16 protein-coding genes and 3 tRNA genes are annotated in these 26,926 nt (G+C 34.4%); 9 read left to right on the forward strand and 10 right to left on the reverse strand.

Going from position 1 to position 26,926, the window contains the following annotated elements; all coding sequences use genetic code 11:
- Positions 1-568 precede the first annotated feature (568 nt).
- The 3 genes from QO200_RS12430 to QO200_RS12440 all read right to left on the reverse strand — a co-directional run bounded on the left by QO200_RS12430 (position 569) and on the right by QO200_RS12440 (position 928).
- Positions 569-642: transfer RNA gene (locus QO200_RS12430), tRNA-Arg, on the reverse strand.
- Positions 643-681: 39 nt separating this feature from the next.
- Positions 682-756: transfer RNA gene (locus QO200_RS12435), tRNA-Pro, on the reverse strand.
- Positions 757-844: 88 nt separating this feature from the next.
- Positions 845-928 (reverse strand) — tRNA-Ser (locus QO200_RS12440).
- A 241-nt stretch (positions 929-1,169) separates the two neighbouring features.
- Here QO200_RS12440 and QO200_RS12445 point away from each other — a divergent pair.
- Together QO200_RS12445 and QO200_RS12450 are read left to right on the forward strand one after the other, a co-directional pair.
- The gene (locus QO200_RS12445) at positions 1,170-2,348 is read left to right on the forward strand and encodes an acetyl-CoA C-acyltransferase (RefSeq protein ID WP_371540671.1); all 1,179 of its coding nucleotides are present in this window, start codon (positions 1,170-1,172) and stop codon (positions 2,346-2,348) included.
- Between the two features lie 64 nt (positions 2,349-2,412).
- Positions 2,413-3,174, forward strand: a complete 762-nt coding sequence (locus QO200_RS12450) for an NlpC/P60 family protein (protein ID WP_371540673.1) — start codon at positions 2,413-2,415, stop codon at positions 3,172-3,174.
- Positions 3,175-3,223: 49 nt separating this feature from the next.
- Here QO200_RS12450 and QO200_RS12455 read toward each other — a convergent pair whose 3' ends face one another.
- Both QO200_RS12455 and gyrA read right to left on the reverse strand, forming a co-directional pair.
- The gene (locus QO200_RS12455) at positions 3,224-4,495 is read right to left on the reverse strand and encodes a tetratricopeptide repeat protein (protein ID WP_371540675.1); all 1,272 of its coding nucleotides are present in this window, start codon (positions 4,493-4,495) and stop codon (positions 3,224-3,226) included.
- Positions 4,496-4,548: 53 nt separating this feature from the next.
- On the reverse strand, positions 4,549-7,200 hold the full coding sequence (gene gyrA, locus QO200_RS12460) for a DNA gyrase subunit A (protein WP_371540677.1): 2,652 nt from the start codon (positions 7,198-7,200) through the stop codon (positions 4,549-4,551).
- 256 nt (positions 7,201-7,456) lie between these two features.
- Between gyrA and QO200_RS12465 the strand changes: the two genes are divergently transcribed.
- Both QO200_RS12465 and rimK read left to right on the forward strand, forming a co-directional pair.
- A complete protein-coding gene (locus QO200_RS12465) occupies positions 7,457-10,006 on the forward strand; it encodes an ATP-dependent Clp protease ATP-binding subunit (protein ID WP_371540679.1) in 2,550 nt (849 codons plus the stop codon).
- Between the two features lie 140 nt (positions 10,007-10,146).
- On the forward strand, positions 10,147-11,517 hold the full coding sequence (gene rimK, locus QO200_RS12470) for a 30S ribosomal protein S6--L-glutamate ligase (RefSeq protein ID WP_371540681.1): 1,371 nt from the start codon (positions 10,147-10,149) through the stop codon (positions 11,515-11,517).
- 126 nt (positions 11,518-11,643) lie between these two features.
- Here the strand turns inward: rimK and QO200_RS12475 are convergent, their stop codons facing one another.
- The 3 genes from QO200_RS12475 to hutH are packed head-to-tail and all read right to left on the reverse strand — an operon-like array spanning position 11,644 to position 15,224.
- Positions 11,644-12,984, reverse strand: coding sequence for an anion permease (locus tag QO200_RS12475; protein ID WP_371540682.1), 1,341 nt, complete (start codon positions 12,982-12,984; stop codon positions 11,644-11,646).
- Between the two features lie 34 nt (positions 12,985-13,018).
- The gene (locus QO200_RS12480; protein WP_371540684.1) at positions 13,019-13,663 is read right to left on the reverse strand and encodes a DUF47 domain-containing protein; all 645 of its coding nucleotides are present in this window, start codon (positions 13,661-13,663) and stop codon (positions 13,019-13,021) included.
- 52 nt (positions 13,664-13,715) lie between these two features.
- A complete protein-coding gene (gene hutH / locus QO200_RS12485) occupies positions 13,716-15,224 on the reverse strand; it encodes a histidine ammonia-lyase (protein WP_371540686.1) in 1,509 nt (502 codons plus the stop codon).
- Between the two features lie 679 nt (positions 15,225-15,903).
- On the opposite strand from hutH, the gene thrA reads away from it, so the two are divergent.
- The 5 genes from thrA (at position 15,904) to QO200_RS12510 (ending at position 22,975) form a co-directional block, all read left to right on the forward strand.
- On the forward strand, positions 15,904-18,351 hold the full coding sequence (gene thrA / locus QO200_RS12490; protein ID WP_371540688.1) for a bifunctional aspartate kinase/homoserine dehydrogenase I: 2,448 nt from the start codon (positions 15,904-15,906) through the stop codon (positions 18,349-18,351).
- An 81-nt stretch (positions 18,352-18,432) separates the two neighbouring features.
- Positions 18,433-19,353, forward strand: coding sequence for a homoserine kinase (locus QO200_RS12495; RefSeq protein ID WP_371540690.1), 921 nt, complete (start codon positions 18,433-18,435; stop codon positions 19,351-19,353).
- Between the two features lie 118 nt (positions 19,354-19,471).
- Positions 19,472-20,761 carry a threonine synthase gene (gene thrC / locus QO200_RS12500; protein WP_371540692.1) on the forward strand — a complete coding sequence of 430 codons (1,290 nt, stop codon included), beginning with the start codon at positions 19,472-19,474 and terminating at the stop codon, positions 20,759-20,761.
- Positions 20,762-21,014: 253 nt separating this feature from the next.
- Positions 21,015-21,911, forward strand: coding sequence for a mechanosensitive ion channel family protein (locus QO200_RS12505; protein WP_371540694.1), 897 nt, complete (start codon positions 21,015-21,017; stop codon positions 21,909-21,911).
- A 425-nt stretch (positions 21,912-22,336) separates the two neighbouring features.
- Positions 22,337-22,975, forward strand: coding sequence for a hypothetical protein (locus tag QO200_RS12510; RefSeq protein ID WP_371540696.1), 639 nt, complete (start codon positions 22,337-22,339; stop codon positions 22,973-22,975).
- A 116-nt stretch (positions 22,976-23,091) separates the two neighbouring features.
- Here QO200_RS12510 and QO200_RS12515 read toward each other — a convergent pair whose 3' ends face one another.
- Positions 23,092-23,631, reverse strand: a complete 540-nt coding sequence (locus tag QO200_RS12515; RefSeq protein ID WP_371540698.1) for a YSC84-related protein — start codon at positions 23,629-23,631, stop codon at positions 23,092-23,094.
- Between the two features lie 421 nt (positions 23,632-24,052).
- Positions 24,053-26,506: an ATP-binding protein gene (locus QO200_RS12520; RefSeq protein WP_371540700.1), complete on the reverse strand. Its 2,454-nt coding sequence runs from the start codon at positions 26,504-26,506 to the stop codon at positions 24,053-24,055.
- Positions 26,507-26,926: the final 420 nt, after the last annotated feature.

A 26,926-nucleotide genomic window follows, 5' to 3' on the forward strand; every position in this document is an offset into this window, starting at 1 on the left:
TTAGGTGGTCATTTTGAATTGGAATCAGGTGGTCACTTTAAATTGGAATTGGGTGGTCAATATCACTGGAATTTGCAATAAACGCAGTAGGCTGCTTTGAGAGGCCTTATTTAGCCTATTATAGACATCTTTGTAGCTCGGGTTTTAATATTGATAGTACTTACTCCTATGTTGTTGTATTCTTAGCTAAGAATGCTCTTAAACTAGACCTTTTTCAACAGCGAGTATGTAGTTTTGCCACAAGGTAAAGCTGTTATAGATGGTTCTGACCTTAAATTTTTGTTTTTACGTTGTCAAAAAAAAAAAAAAAAAAAAAAATGAGAGATATAAAATCAGTGATATACTATGGTCGTTACCCCCGCCGTCAAACTATGGGAAAAATGAAAATGGCAGTAAAATTTCTGAGTAGGATGCTTGTTTGTAATCATTTTGATGGAGGGAGTCATCTAAGAAAGACTACTATTTAACACCTTGCATATTATGCAAATATTATGCAAATGACATTTGCATAAAAAACAAAAACGCTATAAAACAAAAATAACCCCCTGATTACCAGAGGGTTATTTAGTGAAGGCAGAAGGATTCGAACCTTCGACCGCCTGCTTAGAAGGCAGGTGCTCTATCCAGCTGAGCTATGCCTCCATTTTTCTTTTAAAACTTAAATGGAAAAAGTTTTTATTGTCGGGGTGGCAGGATTCGAACCTGCGGCCTCCTGCTCCCAAAGCAGGCGCGATAACCGAGCTACGCTACACCCCGAAAATTCAATATTCATTTTAAAATCTTTATGATTTTATCATTTTCATGAGAACTCAAAATACTAATTTTGAATCATAAAAAAATTAAGCGGAGGGACAGGGACTCGAACCCTGGCACCGATTGCTCGGTGACAGTTTAGCAAACTGCTCCATTACCACTCTGGCACCCCTCCCAGCTCAAAGAAAACATGTTCTTTTTGCGGTTGCAAATTTAAGACTTCTTTGCGTTACTCACAACTATTTTCAAGGTTTTTTTCAATGTTTTTTGACATTTTTATAAAACAAGTTCACTATCAAACATATAGCTAAAAACTAAAACAATATTTTTTTTCAAAAAAATATAATAATCAAATCAAAATCAAATTTTGTTTTAAAATGATTAAATTTGCTAGATAAACCAACATTATAAAAATCATGAGCAAAAGAGTTGTTATCGTTTCTGCCGTTAGGACACCTATCGGAAGTTTTATGGGTGGATTATCTACAGTACCCGCTCCAAGATTAGGTGCAATAGCCATTAAAGGAGCATTAGATAAAATAAAATTAGATCCAAATCTAGTTGATGAAGTTTATATGGGTAATGTTGTTCAGGCTGGCGTAGGACAAGCTCCTGCGCGTCAAGCAGCAATCTTTGCAGGTTTACCTGATACCGTTGCTTGTACAACAATAAATAAAGTATGTGCCTCTGGCATGAAATCAGTTATGCTTGCAGCACAAGCTATCCAATGTGGTGATGCTGAAATCGTGGTTGCAGGTGGGATGGAAAACATGAGTTTAATTCCTCATTACATGAATTTAAGAAGCGGAACTAAATTTGGTCCTTCTACCATGGTGGACGGAATGCAAAAAGACGGTCTCGTTGACGCCTACGACCACAACGCTATGGGCGTATGTGCGGACTTATGTGCTTCTGAATATAAGTTTAGTAGAGAAGATCAAGATAAGTACGCAATTCAATCGTATGAGCGTTCTGCAAAAGCTTGGGAAGATGGTAAATTTGATAATGAAATTGTTCCTGTTGCCGTTCCTCAAAGAAAAGGAGATCCAATTATAGTATCCAAAGACGAAGAATTCACAAATGTCAAAATGGATAGAATTCCAACTCTAAATGCTGTTTTTTCAAAAGACGGAACCGTAACCGCAGCAAATGCATCAACTATAAATGATGGAGCAGCAGCTATAATTCTTATGAGCGAAGAAAAAGCAATCTCTTTAGGCTTAAAACCATTAGCATTCATTAAAAGCTATGCTGATGCTGCGCAAGAGCCAAAATGGTTCACAACAAGCCCATCAAAAGCAATTCCTAAAGCTTTAGACAAAGCAGGCATAAGTATTAGCGATGTCGAATATTTTGAGTTTAACGAAGCATTCGCAGTTGTAGGACTAGCAAACTCAAAAATTTTAGGCCTAGATAACGATAAAGTAAATGTAAACGGTGGAGCAGTTTCGCTAGGACACCCATTAGGCTGTTCAGGAGCCCGAATTATTGTTACATTATTGAATGTTTTAGAACAAAATAATGCTAAAATTGGAGCCGCTGCCATATGTAATGGTGGAGGTGGTGCTTCAGCAGTTGTTATAGAACGAATTTAAATAATTATGAGTTATGAGTTTTAACACTTATAACTCATAAATCTTAACTCATAATTTTACATAAATGTTCGGAATTTGTAATCTGGCTATAATCCCGCTTCGGTTTGAACCTAGTGACAGAAGCGAAATCGTTTCTCAAGTTTTATTTGGTGAGCATTTTGAAGTTTTAGAACAGCAGAAACAGTGGTCTCGTATCAAAATGCATTTTGATACATACGAAGGCTGGATCGATTCTAAGCAATACCAATTTATTTCTGAATCCAACTTCAATCAGCTTTCAGATGATCCAATAATTTTAAATTCTGATCTAGTTGAATACATTACTGGCCCTTCTAATTTGCTAATACCAATCCCGCTAGGGGCTTCTATTTCTTTTATCAATAGTGAAAGTATAAATACTAGTCAATTTGCTTTTGAAGGCACTACAGTAAAGGGCATCAAAGACAAAAAAAACCTTATAAATACTGCGTTTCTATATTTAAACGCTCCTTACCTGTGGGGTGGAAAAACACCGTTTGGTATCGATTGTTCTGGTTTTACCCAAATGGTCTACAAACTTAATGGATACAAATTATTAAGGGACGCTTCACAACAAGCCAGACAAGGAGAAGCTCTAAGTTTTATTGAAGAGAGCGAACCAGGTGATTTGGCTTTTTTCGATAATGATGAGGGCAACATAATTCACGTAGGTATTATCATGGAAAATAATTATATTATTCACGCCAGTGGAAAAATAAGAATTGACAGGCTAGATCATTTAGGTATTTACAATCCCGAAACAAACAAGCACACTCACAAACTCCGAGTTATAAAAAAGATTATATAAAAAAAGCCTATCTGAATCAGATAGGCTTTTTTTGTATTTAAGAAATATACTACTTCATTTTTGCTTCTAACGCTTTTTTCTCTGCAGTCATTTCTAATGCACTATACACGTTTAAAAGTGTTTTAGCAACATCATCATTTTTTGAATCTACTTCTAATGCTTTCTCAAGATAAGGAATAGCGCTTTTAAATATATTTTGTCTTTGAGTTTTTAAAACTGCATAACGCTTCATGTCTTTATCTGAAGTTCCTAACTTATTCATCTCAGTAATAATAGCTGTTTCAGCATCTAGTTTTAATGCCGCCATATTTATATAAGCATTAACGTATTTTGGATCAATTTCAACTGTTCTTGAATAATACTTTTCAGCATTAGCAATATCTTTTGCGTTCGCACTAAGCACTCCTAAATTAAAAACCAAATCAGCATCGTTTGGATTTTTTTCTAAAACCTGAGCAATTAACTTTTTATAAGTCTCATAATCCTTAGTCTCTAGATATAAATTTGCCTGCGTCAATATCAATGAAGTATCATCAGGGTTTGCAGCTCTAGCTTCTTCAATTGCTTTTTTAGCCTCTTCTGTTTTTCCTGCATCAACTAAGATCAAAGCCATGTTTTTATACACTTCTCCTCTTTTTGAAGGAATAACTTCTGTTTTTGGCTTTTCATGAGTACCCATTTTTACCATTCTATCTCTTTCTTGCATAGAACCAAAAAGATCGTCCTCTCCTGTTATTTTGTTTACAGCTAAATAATTAGTTGCTTTTCCAGAATAGTTCATCTTTTTTAAATCTTCATACAACTTTAATGCTTTATCATATTCTTTTCCATTTACATAAGTTGAAGCTGCATAATATAGATTTAAAGTATCTTTTTTATCTAATAAATAAGCGTCATAAAGTTTCTTTGCACTATCAGCATTTTTATCAACCTTAGAGTCAGCAATAGCACTATTGATCAATTTATATTTTATATCAATAATCGATTTAGTAGCCTGAGAAGAATATTTTGATTTTCCAGATGCTTTCTCAGCATCTACCAAACTTAAATACGCATTTGCAGCCAAGGATAAATTTTTATCCGTATCGACATTTTTATTTGCTAAATCAAGGTAAGTATTTCCTTTTAAAAAGAAAAACTGTGCTTTCTCATCATCGCTTGCGCTAGAAATTAAAGATTCAGCACCTTGTAAAATAGTTGCCGCCTCTTGTGAGTTTCCTTTTTTAAACGCTTTTTCAGCAGCTTTAAGTTCGTCTTTCTGAGCAAAAGATGCTACCGATATCAATAAAGCTGACGCTAGTACTACATATTTACTTTTCATAAAATTCCATTTATATTTAATTATTTTTTTTTTGTTTCGTCTATTATACTTAATTACGCTTCGTCATCGTCTTCGTCTGACTCTTCTTCAGTTTCTTCTTCATCAGATGAATCATCCTCTTCGTCTTCATCTTCTTCTACAGCTCCGTCGTCTTCTAAAACTTCTAAGACTGGCTTAACTCTTTCGATTGCTTCCACTTCAACAATATTACCATCTTCATCAACAATAACTTCTTCAGGATCATCTTTCATTACTTTAGTAACAGCAGCGATAGAATCTTTACCTTTTAAGTTAATCAATTTAACACCTTGAGTAGCACGACCCATAACTCTTAAGTCTTCTACAGCCATTCTAATTGTCAATCCTGATTTATTGATAATCATTAAATCATCGGCATCAGTAACGGCGTTTATCGATATAAGATTACCAGTTTTCTCAGTAATATTCAAAGTTTTAACTCCTTTACCACCGCGGTTTGTGATTCGGTAGACATCTACTCCATCATCATCAACCAATTTGGTACGTTTTCCGTATCCCTTTTCGGTTACTACCAAAACTTGTGAATCGTTTACAGCATCTTTATCTACAGTAACCATGCCAATCACTTCATCAGAATCATCCTTAAGCGAGATTCCACGAACTCCAGAAGCCGTTCTTCCCATAGGACGAGTCTTAGATTCTTCAAAACGAACTAACTTCCCTGACTTAACAGCAAGGATAATTTGACTTTCACCATTCGTTAATTTTGCTTCTAACAATTCATCTCCTTCTTTAATTGTAATTGCAGCAACACCATTCACTCTAGGTTTAGAATATTTCTCTAAAGATGTTTTCTTAACCTGACCTTTTTTAGTTACCATAATCAAATTATGACTCTTAATATAGTCTTGGTCTTTTAAGTCCTGAGTACAAATAAATGCTTTTACTTTATCATCACTCTCAATATTCACAAGATTTTGAATCGCTCTACCCTTAGCAGTTTTACTTCCTTCTGGTATTTCATAAACACGCATCCAGAAACACTTTCCTTTTTGAGTAAAGAACATCATATATTGATGATTTGTTGCCACAAACATGTGCTCTAAGAAATCTTGATCTCTAGTACCAGCACTTTTTTGACCAACTCCACCTCTATTTTGTGTTTTATATTCTGTTAGGTTTGTACGTTTAATATATCCTGCATGAGAGATTGTTATAACCACATTCTCATCAGCGATCAAATCTTCGATACTTACATCACCACCTGAGTATTCAATTAATGAACGACGTTCATCTCCGTATTTCTCACGAATCTCAACAAGCTCTTCTTTAATCAAAGCAATTCTTAAATTCACATCTGCTAATAAGCCTTTTAAATAATCAATTAACTTCATGATTTCCTCATACTCAGATCTTAACTTATCTTGCTCAAGACCTGTTAATTGACGCAAACGCATTTCAACAATTGCTCTTGCTTGAATATCAGATAATTTGAATCTTTCAATCAATTTCCCTCTTGCTTCTTCCGTATTTTTCGAAGCCTTAATTAACGCGATAACCTCATCAATATTATCTGATGCAATAATTAAACCTTCTAATATATGTGCTCTTTCCTCTGCTTTACGCAATTCAAATTGCGTTCTACGAGTCACCACATCATGACGATGCTCCACAAAATAGTGAATCATGTCTTTTAGATTCAACATCTGCGGACGACCTTTTACCAATGCAATATTATTTACACTGAAAGAAGACTGTAATTGAGTATATTTATAAAGCATGTTTAAAACCACGTTGGGAGTAGCATCACGTTTTAAAATATAAACAATACGCATACCGTTTCTATCTGATTCATCACGAATATTTGCAATTCCTTCAATTTTCTTATCATTTACCAGATCAGCAGTACGCTTAATCATGTCAGCCTTATTGACCTGGTAAGGAATTTCGGTAACGATAATAGATTCTCTACCTTCAACCTCTTCAAAACCAACTTTAGCACGCATCACCACTCTACCCCTTCCGGTTTTGAATGCTTCACGAACACCTTCATAACCATAAATAATACCTCCAGTTGGAAAATCCGGCGCTTTAATATAGTTAATCAACTCATCGATCTCGATATCGTTATTATCCATGTACGCTAACGTACCATTGATAACTTCCGTAAGATTATGAGGAGGCATATTAGTTGCCATACCTACCGCAATACCAGTTGCTCCATTAATCAACAAAGTCGGTACACGGGTTGGCATTACTTTTGGCTCATACAGCGTATCGTCAAAGTTCAATTGAAAATCAACTGTCTCTTTTTCGATATCTGCCATAATTTCTTCCGAAATTTTACGCATTCTAGCCTCTGTATAACGCATTGCTGCAGGGCTATCACCATCAACAGACCCAAAGTTACCTTGACCATCAACTAGCAAATAACGCATGCTCCATTCCTGAGCCATACGAACCATGGCGTCATAAACAGAGGTATCTCCGTGAGGGTGATACTTACCCAAAACTTCTCCGACAATTCTGGCGGATTTTTTATGGGCTTTATTTGAAAAAACTCCTAAATCATACATTCCGTAAAGAACTCTTCGATGTACTGGTTTCAAACCATCTCTAACATCTGGAAGTGCTCTTGATACAATTACTGACATCGAATAATCGATGTAAGCTGATTTCATTTCATCTTCTATGTTAATAGGAATTATGTTTTCTCCTTCAGACATAAGTTGTTATATTAAAATATTATATTAGTTTCAAAACGTGCCAATATACAGCTTTTTGAAATTTTTTAAAGCTTTTTAACATTCTTATTTCAAAGATTTATTAACAAATTAGCATCTTCTTTTGTTTAATAAAACAAGTGTCATTCTACCATGTTTTTCCGTTTTTTTTTGTCAATTAGCTGACACGACATCTTAAGGTATGATTCTTGTTTTTAAGATACTAATTCACTAAATTTACATATACAAAATATACATTATGGATGATAATTTTTCACCAAGAGTAAAAGATGTTATTACCTACAGCAAGGAAGAAGCCTTGCGATTAGGTCATGACTTCATCGGAACTGAACACTTGATGCTAGGTATCCTTCGAGACGGTAATGGAAAAGCAATTCAAATATTAAATAACCTTTCCGTTGACTTAGATCATCTGCGTAGGAAAGTAGAAATACTAAGCCCCGCGACTCCTGGCGTAGAGACTAATTTAGAAAAGAAAAATCTTCATTTAACTCGCCAAGCGGAACGCGCTTTAAAAACTACTTTTTTAGAAGCAAAAGTATTCCAAAGTTCCTCTGTTAGTACAGCGCATTTATTGCTTTGTATCCTAAGAAACGAAAACGACCCAACAACCAAACTACTGAATAAACTTAAAATCGATTACGATGTAGCTAAAGAACAATATATCAATATGACACCAAACGAAGAAGAATTCTTGGAGAATTTACCAAAAGCAACAGACTCTTATAACGACGATGCAGGACAAGATGACAGTCTTAAAGAAGGTAATTTTAATAATCCAGCCAATAAATCCAATAAAAAATCTAAAACACCTGTATTAGATAATTTCGGAAGGGATTTAACAGAAATGGCAGAAGAAGGAAAATTAGATCCTGTTGTAGGGCGTGAGAAAGAAATCGAACGTGTTTGCCAGATTCTGAGCCGACGCAAAAAGAACAACCCGCTCCTTATCGGTGAGCCCGGTGTTGGGAAATCCGCTATTGCCGAAGGCTTAGCCTTACGTATTATACAAAAGAAAGTTTCAAGAATCCTGTTCGGCAAACGTGTCGTAACTTTAGATTTAGCCAGCCTTGTCGCAGGTACTAAATACAGAGGACAATTTGAAGAGCGCATGAAAGCCGTGATGAATGAATTAGAAAAAAATGATGATATCATTCTTTTTATTGATGAAATTCACACAATCGTTGGTGCTGGTGGAGCTACTGGTTCTTTGGATGCATCCAATATGTTTAAACCCGCTTTAGCAAGAGGAGAAATCCAATGTATCGGAGCAACAACACTGGATGAATACAGACAGTATATTGAAAAAGATGGCGCATTAGAAAGACGTTTCCAAAAGATAATTGTCGAACCAACTACTGTTGAAGAAACTATTACCATTTTAAACAACATAAAAAACAAGTACGAAGACCATCATAATGTTATTTATTCACAAGAAGCAATTGAAGCTTGTGTTAAATTAACAGATAGATACATGTCAGAACGTTTTTTACCAGACAAGGCTATTGATGCTTTGGACGAAGCTGGTTCTCGTGTTCACATCACTAACATTGAAGTTCCTAAGAAAATCCTTGATTTAGAACGTCAACTGGAAGAGATTCGCGAACTAAAAACTGCTGTTGTCAAAAAACAAAAATATGAAGAGGCTGCAAAACTTAGAGATGATGAGAAACGTATCGAAAAAGAATTAGCAATCGCTCAAGAGCAATGGGAAGAGGATGCGAAAAATAATCGAATTGAAGTTACAGAGGACAATGTTGCCGATGTAGTTTCAATGATGACTGGAATTCCTGTGAACCGTATTGCACAAACAGAAAGTAATAAACTGGCTATATTACCGCAACTTATCGAAAGCAAAGTTATTGGACAAAAAGAAGCCGTTTTAAAAATTGCGAGATCTATTCAAAGAAATCGTGCCGGATTGAAAGATCCAAACAGACCAATTGGTTCCTTTATTTTTCTGGGACAAACAGGCGTTGGAAAAACACAATTAGCCAAGGTTCTTGCTAAAGAATTATTTGATTCTGAAGATGCATTAGTACGTATTGACATGAGTGAGTACATGGAGAAATTCGCAATCTCTCGTTTAGTAGGAGCACCTCCGGGATACGTAGGTTACGAAGAGGGTGGACAATTGACTGAGAAAGTACGTAGAAAACCATATTGTGTTGTATTATTAGATGAGATTGAAAAAGCGCATCCAGATGTTTTCAATATGTTGCTACAAGTCTTAGACGATGGCTACTTGACTGATAGCTTAGGTAGAAAAATTGATTTTAAAAACACTATAATTATCATGACTTCAAATGTTGGAGCAAGACAATTAAAAGATTTTGGTCAAGGTGTTGGATTTGGAACATCTGCAAGAACAGCAAATGCAGATGACAATTCGAAAAGCATTATAGAAAATGCATTGAAAAAAACCTTTGCTCCTGAATTCTTAAACAGAATTGATGACGTAATTGTATTCAATACATTAGAAAAACATGATATCGATTTAATTATCGAAATCGAATTGAAAAAACTTTATGCACGTCTTACAGAGCTAGGATACAAATTGACTCTCTCTGACAAAGCAAAAGCTTTTATTGCAGACAAAGGTTTCGATAAACAATTTGGCGCGAGACCATTAAAAAGAGCCATTCAAAAATATGTTGAAGACACACTTGCCGAAGAGATTATTACTTCCAAGATTGCTTTAGGAGATGAGATATTCATGGATATTGAAGAGGGTGCTCAGGAATTAACTGTAAAAGTTAATAAGGCAGAAGAGAACACCAAAGAATAGTAAAACATATTTTAGACAACAAAATAAACCCGTTACGTTTTTATAACGTAGCGGGTTTATTCTTTATGTAAATTTATCTTGTTATTAAAAACAAATATTTACATTTGACTTTTATAATTAGACCTTAAAAAATAAAAAATATGCCTCAAGAAAAAGTTATTCTAGGTAGTGAAGAATGGTGCTCCTTTCCTGAACTGGGAATTCCCACGATAAAAGCCCGTGTCGATTCTGGTGCAAAAACATCTGCTTTGCACGCTATAAACATAGCTCCTTTTATTAAAAATGAAACAAATTGGGTGCGATTTGACATCAACCCTATTCAGAATAATTTAAAAACAGTTATTCATTGTGAGGCTCCTCTAATTGACAAACGTATCGTAAAAAGCTCCAGCGGTTTTAGAGAGCAACGTTATGTGATTCAAACCAATTTAAAAATTGGAGATGCCATATGGCCTATCGAAATGACCTTGACTAATAGGGATTCCATGGGATTCAGAATGCTTTTAGGAAGAGAAGCAATGAGCGGAAGAGTTCTTGTTGATCCAGAGCAACAGTACCTATTGGGTCAACCCACTACTGACAATCTAAAGGAATTATATAAAAATTCAGAGAAAGCAACTACAGGTTTGCGAATTGGAGTTTTAGCCTCTAATCCAGAATTATATAGCAACAAGCGTATTATGGAAGCGGGTGAAATGCGTGGACATGAAATGCATTTCTTAAACATCAAGGAATGTTATATGCGCTTAGATGCGCAAACACCAGAAATCCACTATAGAGGCGGAATCATTTTAAATCAATTTGATGCTATTATTCCAAGAATAAGACCTAGTATCACTTTTTACGGCTGTGCATTAACTCGCCAGTTTGAGGCATTAAAAGTGTATTGCCTAAACTCAGCTGCAGCAATCACACAGTCCCGTGACAAATTATATTCGTTACAATTACTTTTAAACAGTGGAATTGGGATTCCTACAACAGGATTCGCAAACTCTCCACTAGATACTAATGACTTAATTAAAATGGTAGGTGGCTCTCCTTTAATTGTAAAATTATTAGAAGGAACGCAAGGAAAAGGAGTTGTACTAGCAGAAACTAAAAAAGCGGCAGAAAGTGTTATAAATGCATTTAAAAGTGTAAATGCTAATATTTTAGTTCAGGAATTCATAAAAGAAGCTAACGGTAAAGATTTACGATTATTTGTAATTGACGGAAAAGTAGTTGCAACCATTCAGCGTGAAGCTATGCCAGGCGAATTTAGAGCTAATATTCATCTTGGCGGAACAGCATCTGTCATTAAAGCAACTATGGAAGAAAAGCGAATTGCGATTAAAGCAGCAAAAGCCATGGATTTAAAAGTCGCTGGGGTTGATATTATTCGTTCAGCGAAAGGTCCTTTATTACTTGAAGTAAATTCCTCTCCAGGATTAGAAGGAATAGAAGGTGCTACCAATAAAGATATCGCAGGCGAAATGATCAAAGCCATTGAAAAGAACTTTAAAATAAAGTAATTGACTGCATACTTTTAAAACTTGGCTATTTACTTATCTAAGTTTCTGAAGAAAAAATTCCCACAAAAAAACCATCCTAATTTTATAATTAGGATGGTTTTTTATTTATTCGAAATTATAATATACTTACAAAAACAAATTGAGACCATAGTAAACTATTGCCGCGAGTAATGCCGAAATAGGAATTGTTAATACCCAAGCCCATAAAAGACTTACTGTAACTCCCCATCGTACCGCAGACACACGCTTAGTCATACCTACACCAATGATAGATCCCGTAATGGTATGCGTAGTACTTACAGGAATTTTTAAATGTTCAGTAAAATATAAAGTCAAAGCTCCAGCAGTTTCAGCAGCAACACCTTCAAAAGAAGTTACTTTTGTGATTTTAGAACCCATTGTTTTTACAATTTTCCATCCTCCACTTAATGTTCCAGCAGCAATAGCGCTATAACAAGCTAAAGGAATCCAAGCTGGCATTTTAAATGCACCACTTTCAGATGGTAAAACCACATCTAACCATGAATCCATTTGTATTCCAGGGTTAGCATTGATGTAAACTGCTACTGCAGCCGCAATAATACCCATAACTTTTTGTGAATCATTTCCTCCGTGTCCTAAACTAAAAGCCGCTGAAGAAACTAACTGCATTTTTTTTAATGCCGCATCCGCTTGATATAAATTCAAACTACTGAATATTAAACAAAAACAACTCACCGTTAAAATAATAAAAGCAACTAAAAACCACTTGATGTTATGAGATTCAAAAGCAACACTCCAAAAAACAGAGGTAGCAAATCGAGGCATTTTACCATCTTTAATTATTTCTTCGTAGGGAATCATTTGCGAGTACACAAACCAGATTGTAGCAACCATTAAGGCAATCGTAAAAATCTTAGGATAGATACTTTTGCGTGAAGCATTTAGTAACCAAATCGAGATTAAATAAGAAGCCATAGCTCCTAATAGTGGTGCCAAAACGATAAAAGCTATAATAATTAGCACTCCCGATGGCATACCGCCATCTTTTCCAGCTTTGTACCAGCTTACTATTTCATACCAATAATGAGTTGCTCCGTCAGCTCCAATATATCCAGAGAAACCGTGCATTGCAATTGAATGCGCAATTGCAGCTCCTGCAAAACCACCAATCAAAGTATGAGAAGAACTAGATGGAATTCCGAGCCACCACGTCAATAAATTCCAGCAAATTGCTGCAATTACCCCGGCAAGAATTACGACAAGAGTAATCTCCATCGTATTAGCCGTTTTAGCCACGGTATCTGCGACACCAAAACCAAAAACCCAATAGGCTAGAAAATTAAAAAAAGCTGCCCAAAGAACAGCTTGAAAAGGCGTTAATACTTTTGTAGCAACAACGGTGGCGATTGCATTTGCAGCGTCATGAAAACCGTTGATGTAATCAAAAATTAAGGCTAGTACTATAATAACTAAAAGTAACGTCATAAACTTAGAACTTCAGATTGAAATAAAATTGAATTTAAGAATGCTTTACAGAAATTGATTCTAAAACTCCGGCTACACTTTTACACTTGTCTGTTGCGGTTTCTAATACAGATAACACTTCTTTGTATTTTATTATGGTAATTGCATCCGTTTCATTTTCAAATATTTCAAAAATCGCTTTATTATAAACGTTATCTGACTTATTCTCTAATTTATTAATTCGAGCGCAAGCCTCAGTAATATTCTTGATGTTATTAAAGTTTTTCAATTCTTTAACAGCCACGTCAATATTTTGACATGCTTCAAGATTGATTTCAGTCAGTTTTCTAATTGACTTTGTAATCTTATCAACATGGTATAATCTCATTCTACTTGCCGCACCCTGAAGGTTATCAGCAACATTGTCAATCGATTTAATCAACGAATATATATCTTCTCTGTCAAATGGAGTAATAAAATTTCTGCTCAACTCAAGATTGGTTTGACGCGTAATTTGTTCTCCTTTTTGTTCTAATTTATCAATTTTTTGAAAAAGAACTTCCCTTTCTTTTAAGGGAAGATTAACAGCTTCATGTAAGTTTGAAGCTAGTTCAATTAAGTTACTTGATGCTTCTTCGAATAAAGGAAAAAACTTTTTATCCTTTGGAACTAAAAACTGGAAAATACTATTTATTGACATCTTATTATTTTTAGGGCGCAAACTTACTGTTTTTATATCTTCGATTCGTCAATTAATCTAACAAATCATCTTCTATTTGAAAACTATTCAAAAAAGAAACCGTTTTCTCTATATCATAATGTAAAATACGGTCTTCTTTTACAAACGGAACTTCTTCTCTATACGAGCTCAAAAACATTTCGATGAACTCACTTGACTGAAGCGGTCTTCTAAATTCAATTGCCTGAGACGCATTCATCAATTCGATTGCCAAGATGCGTTCTAGATTATCCATAACACGCAACGCTTTTGTAGCGCCATTAGCTCCCATACTCACATGATCTTCTTGCCCATTACTGGAAACAATACTATCTACACTGGAAGGTGTCGCTAATTGCTTGTTCTGACTTGCAATACTCGCAGCGGTATATTGCGGAATCATAAACCCAGAATTTAAGCCTGGATTATCAACTAAAAAAGCAGGAAGGTTGCGCAATCCAGAAATCAACTGATAGGTTCTTCTTTCAGAAATACTACCTAGTTCTGCTAATGCAATTGCCATAAAGTCTAAGGCTAAAGCCAATGGTTGTCCGTGAAAATTACCTCCTGATATAATTTGATCACTTTCGATAAATATATTTGGATTATCTGTAACCGAATTAATTTCTGTTTTAAAGACTTTCTTTACGTAATCAATAGCATCTTTTGAAGCTCCGTGAACTTGCGGAATACAACGGAATGAATACGGATCTTGTACATGTACTTTTTCCTGCTCGATAATTTGACTTCCTTCTAGAAATTCTTTTACTCGGCTAGCAGTTGTAATTTGACCTTTATGAGGACGAATAAAATGGATCAACTCATTAAATGGTTCGATGCGACCATCAAATCCTTCCAGAGATATCGTACCAATCAAATCTGCTAAATAGCAGAATTTATTGGCTTTCATTAAAATATGAGCACCATAAGCACTCATGAATTGGGTTCCATTTAGCAAGGCCAACCCTTCTTTAGATTGCAAAATTATAGGTTGCCAATCAAAACGCTCCATTACTACACTTGAATGCACTTTTTTACCTTCAAAAGAGACTTCTCCTTCGCCTAATAAAGGCAGGGATAAATGCGCTAAAGGAGCTAAATCTCCAGAAGCACCAAGAGAACCCTGGGTATATATAATAGGTAAAATATCATTGTTATAAAAAGCGATTAAACGGTCCACTGTCTGCAATTGAATTCCTGAATGCCCGTAGCTCAAAGACTGAATCTTTAGCAGTAACATCAGTTTTACAATTTCATTTGGAACTTCTTCCCCAGTACCACAAGCATGCGATTTTACTAGGTTTTCCTGAAGTTTTGATAAATTTTCATTAGAGATTTTAACATTACAAAGTGATCCAAAACCTGTATTGATTCCGTAGATAGGTTCAGAATGAGTGGTCATTTTCGTATCTAAAAAATCCCTACATTTCTGAATGTTTATTTTAGCCTCATCAGATAACTCTATTGACATCTGTTGTGAAATAATTTCGTTTACGGTCTCAAGGGAAAGTAGTGCAGTACTTATATAATGTGTATTGTCCATTTAATCTTAAATTTTAAAAGCCAAAATTGAAGAAATCAATATTAAAAAGCAACATATATTAGCAATAATTTAAAATTTAGATTAAAAACTACCGCTTTACTAAATTTGATGCAGTTTATCACAGAATAATCCTGCTTTGTAAATCGATTATTCAATTGTTTTAGCAAAATCAGAATTAGGTACTAGCTTCCATTTTAAAACGACTATTACAGCACTAAATAATTTAACTTGTTTCTTACCCCCTAAAAATGAGAACAAATTAGCAGTTAAAACTAGAAAAATCACCTCAACTCTACCTGATTATGTCTTTTCACATCCAATTTAAATAACAATAGCCGCCATAACCCGCTCATAAAATAAGAAATATTCAATAGAAGTCAGATTCTCTCCTTTTAATTAAAATATTCGCAAAAAACAGCACAAAGGGGGTTGCTTTTTATAAAAAGCTGTATTTTTGGAAAATAATTATGACAAATAACAGAACAACATATCATTCTTCGATATCAGCTCAAACTTGGGTTGTAACTTCTGTTACTTTTACATTTACAGCTACAACAACTACTACCCCTTAGGGGTGTTCATTTTACATATAATCCTATTTTATATTTTTCTTTTTTTAGAAGGAAAGATTTTAGGTGGGTAAATAGCATTGCCTTTTTTCTAAAATAAAACAAACACAATGAAAGTATTAAAATTTGGCGGAACTTCGGTAGCCAATGCACAAAATATAAAACTAGTCCTTGAGATAGTTCAAAACCAAGCAAAACAAGATCAATTAATCGTAGTAGTATCTGCACTTAGTAAAGTTACTGACTTACTTCAGTTGGCTTCATTAAGAGCTGCTTCAAATGATGAAAGTTACAAGGAAATTGTTGCTGACATTGAGAAAAAACATTTGGATGCGGTAAAAGAATTGATTCCGGTAAGCGAACAAAGTAGCTTACTAAGTCACATCAAACGCATCATCAATCATCTTGAAACTTTATTAGATGGTTGCTACCTTCTAGGAGAATTATCTAATAGAACTGCGGACACTGTTTTAAGTTTTGGCGAATTGCTTTCTTCTTATATCATTGCAGAAGCACTTAAACAAAATTTTAAAAGCAGTAGCTATAAAGACAGTCGTGAGCTTATTAAAACCAACAATAATTTTGGAAAAGCAGCCGTAAATTTCAATGTAACAGATAAATTAATTGCTGATTTTTTTACTTCGAATGAAAGTCAGGTAGTTGTAATGCCCGGTTTTATTTCGTCCTCTATTGATGGAATCAATACGACTTTAGGGCGTGGTGGATCCGATTATACAGCTGCAATAATGGCTGGAGCTTTAGACGTAACAGATTTAGAAATCTGGACTGACGTCAACGGAATGTTTACTGCTAACCCGAAAATTGTAAAACAAGCGCAACCTATTGCCTCTATATCATATCAGGAAGCAATGGAATTGTCTCATTTTGGTGCCAAAGTATTGTTTCCACCAACAATTCAGCCAGTTCTAAGAAAAAATATTCCTATCCATATCAAGAATACTTTCGAACCAAAAGCGGAAGGAACTTACATTTCAAACCAATCCATTTCTAATGGTCAGCCTGTAAAAGGAATCAGCCATATCGAAAATATCACATTGATTACGCTTGAAGGCCCCGGAATGATAGGTGTATCTGGTTCCTCTAAAAGACTTTTTGAAGTATTGTCGCTAGAAGAAATCAATGTTATTTTTATTACTCAAGCCTCTTCTGAGCACTCGATCTGTATTGGAATTCTAAATGAAGATGCCGAAGCTGCCGAAGCCGTAATCAACAAAGCCTTTGAAATCGAAATTTTACAGCACAAAGTAGATCCTTGCATCGTAGAAAAAAATCTATGTATTATTGCTTTAGTTGGTGAAAACATGAAAAATCACCAAGGATTGAGCGGTAAGATGTTCAGTACTTTAGGAAAAAACAATGTCAACATTCGTGCGATTGCCCAAGGTGCTTCTGAAAGAAATATATCTGCGGTAATCAATCAACGAGATGTTAAAAAAGCATTAAACACACTTCACGAACGTTTCTTTGAAGACAATACTAAACAACTAAACTTGTTTGTTATGGGTGTTGGAAATGTAGGTGAGAAATTCATCGATCAAATCAACCAACAAAAGAAATTCTTAAAAGAAAATCTAAAAATAAATCTTCGCGTTATCGCTTTGTCTAATTCTCGTAAAATGATTTTTGACGAAGATGGAATTGATTTAAAAGCATGGCAAGTGGCGATAGACAATGGAGATGCTGCTAATCCAGAATTGTTTATTAAAAAAGTAAAAAATCTGAATTTACGTAATAGTATTTTTGTGGATATCACGGCAAATGAAGGCGTTTCTAAAACATACGAGCACTTCTTAAGACAAAGTGTAGCCGTTGTAACATGTAACAAAATTGCTTGTTCTTCTGCTTTTGAAAACTATAAAAATCTTAAAAGCCTATCCCGAAGATACAATGCGCCTTTCTTGTTTGAAACAAATGTTGGAGCGGGTTTACCTATTATCGACACCGTTAAAAATCTAGTAGCATCAGGAGATAAAGTCAACAAAATCCAGGCTGTTTTATCTGGTAGTTTGAATTTTATCTTTAATAATTTTGATAAAAACAACCCTTTTGACCAAGTAGTAAAAGAAGCTGGTGTTCAAGGATTTACTGAGCCTGATCCGAAGATTGATTTGAGCGGAATTGATGTTGCCAGAAAAATCCTGATTTTGATTCGCGAGAGTGGTTACGAAATGGAAATTGAAGAAATTGAAAACCAATCATTCCTTCCTGCTGCCTGTATGGAAACGACAAATAATGAAGGTTTCTTTAAATCTCTTGTAGAACATGCTGTTCATTTTGAAGGGATTTTGGCTGAAGCCAATGAAAAAGAAAGTCGCTTAAAATTTGTTGCTCAGTTTGAAAATGGAAAAGCGAGCGTAGGTTTGCAGTTCATCCCAAAAGATCATCCTTTTTACAACTTAGAAGGAAAAGACAATATTGTATTGTTTTATACAGATCGTTATGTTGACCAACCTTTATTAATAAAAGGGGCCGGTGCGGGAGCTGCAGTTACTGCTTCTGGAATTTTTGCGGATGTGATTCGAATTGGAAATGTGTAAAAAAATTAGTTTAAAGTTTTTTTAGTTTAAAGTTTCAAGTTACTCTTAAACCTGAAACTTTAAACCTCAAACAAAAAATATATGAATGAAATAAAAATATTTTGCCCAGCTACAATTGCTAATCTATCTTGTGGATTTGATGTGCTAGGATTGTGCCTTGACAATGTAGGTGACGAAATGATTATCAGAAAATCAGATCAAAAAGGGATTCGTATCACTAAAATTGTGGGTGCCGATTTACCTTTGGAAACAGAAAAAAACGTAGCAGGTGTTGCTGGACTGGCTTTACTTGATGCAGTTGAAACCGATTTTGGTTTTGATATCGAAATTTACAAAAATATAAAAGCTGGAAGCGGAATTGGGAGCAGTGCCGCCAGTGCCGCCGGTGCCGTTTATGGAATCAATGTTTTACTAGGAAATCCTTTTGCTATAAAAGATTTGGTGCAGTTTGCTATGCAAGGAGAAAAGTTAGCATGCGGAAACGCTCATGCTGATAACGTGGCTCCTGCCCTATTGGGTGGATTTACGTTGGTGAGAAGCTACAGCCCTTTAGATATTATAAAAATCGAAAGTCCTTCAGAATTGTATGCAACTGTGGTTCACCCTCAGATTGAACTAAAAACATCTGATGCACGATCCGTATTAAAGCAAACCGTTTCCTTAAAAAGTGCGATTATGCAATGGGGAAATGTGGGCGGACTAATCGCAGGATTATACACAAAGGATTATGATTTGATAGGTCGGTCACTACATGACGAAATCGTAGAACCATTGCGCTCTGTGCTCATACCCGGTTTTGATTTAATCAAACAAACCGCTTTAGAAAATGGTGCTTTAGGTTCAGGAATATCAGGCTCTGGCCCTTCTATTTTTGCTTTAAGCAAAGGAAGAGACGCTGCCGATAAAATCGCCAAAGCAATGAGCGCAGTTTATGACGAAATGAAATTACCGTATGAAATTCACGTTTCAAAAGTGAATCCTGATGGAGTACGAATATTATAATATTAAATAAAAATTTAAGATTTTTGATTAACGATTTTTGATTTTAGAAGTAACTCCTGTTACGAGAAAAATCAACAATCTAAAATCGTTAATCTTCAATCAGAAATCATTTTTACCAATGAAATACTACAGTTTAAACCATAACGCCCCAAACGTTTCCTTTCAGGAAGCGGTAATACAAGGATTAGCCTCTGACAAAGGGTTGTATTTTCCGGAAACGATAACGCCATTACCTAAAGATTTCTTTGATACAATCGAAAATTTAAGCAACGAAGAAATCGCTTTTGAAGCCATCCAGCAATTTGTAGGAGATGAAATTCCTGCTAACATACTTAAAGAAATTATTGCCGACACCCTGTCTTTTGATTTCCCCGTTGTCGAAGTAGAAAAAGGAATCTATTCACTTGAATTATTTCATGGCCCTACAATGGCATTTAAGGACGTAGGAGCGCGTTTCATGTCGCGTTGTTTGGCGTATTTCAATAAAGACAAAAAAGACAGTAAAAACACCGTTCTTGTAGCGACTTCCGGAGATACCGGCGGTGCAGTTGCTAGCGGCTTTCTAGGCGTTGCCGGTGTAGAAGTAATCATTCTCTACCCTTCAGGAAAAGTGAGTGACATTCAGGAAAAACAGCTTACAACATTAGGTCAAAATATAAAAGCGCTCGAAGTAGATGGTGTTTTTGATGATTGCCAGGACATGGTAAAAAAAGCATTCTTAGACGAAAGTCTGAAACACAAAAACCTGACTTCGGCAAATTCAATTAATATTGCACGTTGGTTACCACAAATGTTTTACTTTTTCTTTGCTTACAAAGAATTGAAAAAGCAAAACAAGGAATTGGTATTCTCTTGCCCAAGCGGCAATTTCGGAAATATCTGCGCTGGAATTATGGCTAAAAAATTAGGTTTACCCCTTCTTCATTTTGTGGCTTCCACAAATGTAAATGACACCGTACCAAGATTTTTAGCTAGCGGATTTTACGATCCACAACCATCGAAAGCTACGATTTCGAATGCTATGGATGTGGGGAATCCAAGTAATTTCATTCGGATTCAGGAAATGTACCACAATGATTTAACCCATTTCAAGAAGGACTTTTCTTCTTATACTTTTACCGATGAAGAAACAACTGAAGCAATGAAAAACATTTATCATGCAAACGGTTATATCGCTGAACCGCATGGTGCGATCGGTTATTTAGGATTAAAAAAAGAATTACATAACTATCCAAATGCCATTGGCGTTTTTCTTGAAACAGCACACCCTATTAAGTTTTTAGATGTTGTAGAACCAGCTTTAAACGTAAAGTTACCTATTCCTACCCAAATTGAAAGTGTGATGGATAAAGAAAAAGTAAGTACTAAAATTAAAACGTACGAAGAATTGAAAGCGTTCTTGGGATAAACTTTCAAAACCAAATATACAAACGACTGAGAAGTGATTTTTAGTCGTTTTTTTATGGTTTTCCCTTTCCTATTTTATATTTACTTATTTATAGAATTTTAAAATTTATCAATAGTTAAATCATACAAAAATCACTGACTATCAGATAGATAATTAAAATCAACATTTATTAAATTGTGAACAAAATAATCATTTACTATATTAGTATTTTTAGAAGCTCTTATTAACTGTAGCATTAAAATCAAAAATATTTATGGATTTAGATAAAATAACTAACCTAATTACCGACAAATTAACCGACTGGGGAGAAGCTCTGATCAAATTATTACCTAACATTGTATTAGCAGCCGTAGTCCTAGTACTTGGGTTTTACTTCGCTAAGTTCATTCGTAGAGTAACTATAAAACTACTCTCAAAAATTTCTAATAACCACACTCTTAACAACTTATTTAGTTCAGTAGTTTATTCTTCATTCATTGGCATCGTTCTTTTTACCGTGCTAACTATCCTAAATCTGGACAAAGCAGTTACTTCCATATTAGCTGGTGCAGGAATTTTAGGATTGGCATTAGCATTTGCTTTTCAAGATATAGCTGCAAATTTCATGTCGGGGATATTTATATCATTTAGAAAGCCACTTAAAGTTGGTGATATTGTACAAATTAAAGACTACATGGGTAAAGTTAAAGAAATAAATCTTCGTGATACAGTTGTAGAAACTTTTCAAGGTAAAACCGTTATCATTCCTAACAAAGAAGTCTTTCAAAATCCTATTGAAAACTACACCATCTTACAAAAAAGGCGCTTTGATCTAATAGTAGGAGTCTCTTATGGTGATGATTTAGAAAAAGTACGCCAAATTACATTTGATGCTGTAAGTGGAATTGAAGAACTTTCTCAAGACCATAAGGTCGACGTTTTCTTTGTTGAATTTGGTGATAGTTCTGTCAATTTATCGGTACGAATGTGGATCAATACTCCTGAACAATCTGTCTACAACAAAGTAGGAAGTGAAGCTATTCTTAGAATTAAGAAAGCGTATGACGCAAATGACATCATGATTCCATTCCCTATCAGAACTTTAGATTTTGGTATAAAGGGCGGAACAACGTTAAACGAAATGCCTATTAATATTAAAAAGGAACAATAACAAATTTTAGTAATTTAAGACTTTTTACCCCAGTCAAAATCTTGTTAAATAAATAAAACGACAAAAAAAGCGAAAGGTCTATCAGAAAGAAATTATCAGTGCCCAAAAATCATTAGATCAAATAATTAATGAGTGAAATGATTTTGCTGTTTAATTAAGTCTGACATTCTGCGGAAAAACTGCGGAGGTAGACAGGCCGCAATTTGCACAAATAAAACATCATCTACTTACTTTTTATTTATTGTTGGATTAAACTCCAAATAAAAACTGTTTTTAGTTTACGATAACTATGGCGTTTTAACACGTGTTAACATTCTGTTTTGTAAGATTTAACATTAATTACCTTGTACTCTTTTCTATATAAAGTCTCTCGTCTATCTTATTATGACTAATTTTACATTAAACATTTAAAAAAGAATAGTACAATGAAAAACTTAAAACTAATTGCTTTGGCAATGATTCTTATTACTGCCGTTGGCTGTAAAGATTCTAAAAAAACTACCGAAGAAAGCACTACAGAAACTCAGACTACAGAAGGGACTTACAGTGTAGTAAATGATTCTACAAAAGTAAGTTTTGATGCTTATAAGACAACTGAAAAAGTAGCTGTTGGCGGTACATTTAAAGAAATAACATTAACAAATACCGGACAAGGAAAAACGGCTTTAGAAGCTTTGAATGGTACTAAATTTACTATTCCAGTAAGTAGTTTGTTTACAAATGACGCTACGGGAACTAGAGATCCTAAGATTTTAAAATTCTTTTTTGGAGTAATGAAAAATACAGAACTTATTTCTGGTGAGTTTAAAGTTGCTGCTGATAACACCTGTTCTATAGATGTACTATTAAACGGAAAAACAGCAAATATTCCTTTACAATACACAACGAATAGTGATACTAGCCTTTCTTTTGACGGGGTAATGAATTTAGAAAACTGGGATGGTTTAGCAGCTGTAGCTTCCATCAATAAAGCATGTGAGGCATTGCATACTGGAAAAGATGGTGTAAGTAAAACATGGAGCGAAGTGGCTGTACATGCTGATGTTTTATTAAGTAAAAACTAGTTTATAGCAAATTACTTCGCATTCTCTACAACAAAGACAACGCACAAAAAAAGCGACCAACTTATGATAAGTTAGTCGCTTTTTTTTATTTGTTAATTCTAGAATTGATAGGCAATCTACATTTTGTTAAATTTGAATTTCTGTCCACCAATTGAAGCTTCATACATCAGCCCACCTTTTTGCATCGTAAAAACCATAACACCCTCAGCATATTTTACATTTGTTGAAGCTCCTTCTGTTACAGCAACTGCTGATGCTTGAGCAGAAAATTCAAATCGGCTTTCTTTAAAACGATTTAATTCTTCCTGAGATTCAAAAAATATCACTTCACGATAAGCTTGACCACCTGCCTGAAATCCTATACTTAATTGAGATAATTTTGCCATCCCTATAATAGTACCTCCTTCATAGACAACTCCATTACCAGCTGCGGCACCTATTCCTAACCCCCCTTTTCCTACATTAGGAAAAATAACATATCCTGCAGCATTATCAAAAAGACTCTCCATAAGTGCATCACTCTTAATAAACTCCTCTTTTGCTAACTTACTGTCTTCTATGATTTGCCTTTTCTTAGCCTTTGATTGAGCAAACATTGCTGTCGTGTTTAGCAAAAAAGCTAACATTACTATCCCAATAATATTTAATTTTTTCATAATCTTCTGTTTTTTAAATTGTTGTACTACATAAAGATATTACTTTTTATTAGCTTAGAGTCAAACTTATTATAATGTTATAAGCTTTAACTAAAAATCTACAAATAAAGTGTCAATAACCGATGCATCCAGTCTTTAAACACTAAAGCATTCTGATGGTAAGATCCGATGTTATTAATAAAGAAAAGCGAAGTACTAAAATTAATATGTATGCCGAATCTAAAGTGAATATTTAATAAAAGGTTAAATATCTAAGAAGTAACTCGCATCCTTTTTTATCGAAGTAGATTTTTCTATTTGTTTACCCTACCTTTTTTGCTAGATTAATAGTTTTGATCCTATCAAACATAGGACTGAAACTATATCGCAAATCTATTTGAGGAACAGACAAAGAGTAGCCCTTATTTTAGACTACTTACACTTAATCTGGGAAGTATTTAGAAATTAAATATTTTAATTCTTCAGCTTTAATCGGTTTTGTAATATAATCATTGCACCCTGACTCAATTGCTTTTTCCATGTCACTTGCAAAAGCATAAGCTGTTTGTGCAATTATCACTACTTCTGTATTGAACTTTCGTATTTCGGTAATTGCCTCATAACCTCCCATTTTTGGCATCTGAATATCCATTAGTACTAAATCAGTATCAGGATTATTACGACAAGCTTCTACTGCTTCTAATCCATTTCTTGTATTGACAATTTCCCTTCCAAAACCTTTAACCACTTTAGAAACTAGCATCTCTGATACTGCATCATCTTCGGCAATAACAATTTTCAACTTTTTACTACAGCTAACCTCAGCAGGAAATACAACATCCACAGTACTTATTTTTTCTATAGTTGCATCAACCATAAATGGAAGTGTAAAATAAAACACGGTTCCTTTTCCTTCCTTAGATTCAAGCCAGATTGAGCCACCTAACATTTCCACATAAGCCTTAGAAATTGACAACCCTAAACCCGCTCCTTGCAGCGCCATCTTATTAGCAATATCGGCTTGAATAAATCGTTCGAAAACAGCTTTTTGTCTGTCATTTGGTATTCCAATTCCTGTATCTTTTACATAAAATTCAAGAAAGCTATCTTTTACCGTATAGCCAAATTCTATTCCTCCTTTTTCGGTATGATTGATCGCGTTTTTAACCAAGTTTGTAAGTATCGCAAATACTTTCTCGCGATCTGTTGTTAAGACTGCTTCGTTAAAAGGCAAAGCATTTTTATAAGATAATTTAATCCCTTTTTTTTCTGCCTCTGGAGTAAAGAAAGTGTAGATATATTCTAATTGTTCATTAATATTAGTCATCTGCAGATGAACTTCCATTTGGCCCGACTCAATCTTCGAAATATTAATAATATCATTAATAATATTGAGCATTCTTAAACCACTTTTTTCAATAATCTTAATGTACTTTCGTTGCTTTTTCCCTTTTAGATTGGGTTCTTTCAATAAATCCGCAAAACCTAATATTCCGTTCATAGGGGTACGGATTTCGTGACTCATATTAGCAAGAAAAGAAGATTTTAATCGGTCTGACTCTTCTGCCTTTTCTTTTTCCATATTAAGGTCTATCTCTAATTGTTTCCTTTCGCTAATATCATATTCTATACCATCCCAGCATACCAAACCACCAATGAGTCTAGGTTTTGCAACAGAATAAGCCCATCTAATACTTCCGTCTGGATTTATTACTCGCACTTCTGTAATATAATTAGACATCGTATTTATAGCCTTTATTTCTGCTACTTTCATTATTTCTATGTCATCCGGATGAATCCTTCTGTAAATTAAGCTAGGGTCCTCAATTACTTCTGCTGCTGTACATCCATAAAGTTTAACAACCCCATCGCTCACATAATTAAATTTTCTTCTGTTTTCATCAAGTGTAACTATTTGATAAATCATTCCGTTTACTAAATTATCTGCAATTAATTTTAACTGATTTTGGCTTTCTTCTGCCTTTTCTTTTTCTTTGTTGAGTTCGTATGTTTTAATTTTTACTTTTTTTCGTAGTAATAGTGCGAAAGAAACTGAAATAATTAAAACGATAAAAATAATAAGCAATAACCATTTTATATAACTTGGAATCCACTTAGCAGAATCTCTTTCTAACCAATAAAACAGTGACTTATAATAGGCTGAATTAGCATCATTTTTTTGAATTGAGATGTTTTTATCAAACAATTCAACCAATGCCTTATTTTTATTTTTTGTAAATGCAAAATGCAGTGCCGAGGGCCTGATTATTATTCCTGTAGGTACTATATTCTCGTCAAATAGGTTTGAAAAAGTAAAAAATCGGTCGGCGACTAATATATCAATTTCACTATTCTTAAGTGCCTTTGCAGAACTAGTATAATTATCGTATGTATAAAGATTAAATGCTATATTAAAGTCTTTAGGCACCACATCTCGCATTTGAGTTTCTTGAATGGAGCCCTTTAATACACCTACTTTCAAATTATTCAGTTCTAGTACTGAATTTAATTTGAGTTCTTTTCTCGAAAACGCTTCTAACCAAGAAGTTAGCACAGGTAGTTTGTTCAGGCTAAAAATAGAATCTCGTTGCGCTGAGTATACAACATCAGGTAGCACATCAATCTCCCCTTTTTGTAACTTTTTATAAAGATTGTCCCAGGTATCAAAGACATATTCCAGTTTCAAATTTTCTGCCTTTCCAATTTCTTTAATAAGATCAATAAAAACACCTTCAGGTTTATCATTTTCATTATAAAATATTTTCGGAGGATTATCATACACCCCTACTCTTATAACTTTATCGCTGTTTTTCTGTGCAAAAATCGATTCCGAAACTCCAAAGCAAATTAAAATTAATAACAATCCGCAATATCTATTTGTAAAAATTTTTATCATTATTTTTTCAATGAATTGGTTATCACGAAAATATGAATTCTAGATGGATAAATAAGAATCAAAACGCAAAAAACAATACCGTCTAGTTGTGAATATCTTAATTTCAATCCTCTTTGTATTAAAAGGAGCTTGTTTTCGCAATTACCTCAGCTCTTTGAACATTAAAATAAGAGACAAGAAAACTAATATTCCTAAAGGAAGTAACTCGTTCTTTTTCTAGTAATAATGTGCTAAAGGCGCCAAAGTATTTCCAAAAAAAGCGATTTAGTTGATTGTAGAAAGTAAATAGTCACTTGAAATTCTTCTTTGTATTGTACTAGCCCAATCGTATTGCGTGACTCGCGTAAGGGATTGCGGCGTTATCCTTTATTTTTTTCCTTCAAAAAATAAAGATTAAGCCAAAAGCCCGACCCAAAAGCT

The sequence above is a fragment of the Flavobacterium sp. Arc3 genome (assembly GCF_041431375.1).
GTDB lineage: Bacteria > Bacteroidota > Bacteroidia > Flavobacteriales > Flavobacteriaceae > Flavobacterium.